The organism is Shewanella electrica (genome assembly GCF_022321485.1).
Taxonomy (GTDB): domain Bacteria; phylum Pseudomonadota; class Gammaproteobacteria; order Enterobacterales; family Shewanellaceae; genus Shewanella; species Shewanella electrica.
The window spans coordinates 1-246 of the sequence record NZ_JAKOGG010000634.1 but is presented as its reverse complement, the minus strand read 5'-3'; the positions used below and the strand labels follow the sequence as shown (position 1 = coordinate 246).

Annotated in this window: 1 protein-coding gene; it reads right to left on the bottom strand. The window is 69.5% G+C overall.

Annotation, left to right across the window (positions count from 1 at the left end; all coding sequences use genetic code 11):
- The coding region (locus L9G74_RS21665) for an NAD(P)/FAD-dependent oxidoreductase (RefSeq protein ID WP_238898925.1) at nucleotides 1-246 on the bottom strand (246 nt) is incomplete at both ends.

Here is a 246-nt window from a genome sequence, read left to right as displayed (position 1 = left end):
ACCATTTAACTGCTGATGATTTACGGCAACGCATCACCGCCGGGTGCTCGATGAGCCGGACGAACCAGCGTCCGAGCGTGTAGTACCCGCCCAGGTCGTCGCGCATCCGGTCGGCGTAGGTGAGCAGGGTGCGCTCGCGGGCGTCGTCGGTGACCCGGGTGCGCGCCTGCGCGATGGCGTCCGCGGCGACGCGGCCCGCCTGCAGGGCGTAGGCGATGCCCTCGCCGTTGAACGGGCTGACCATGC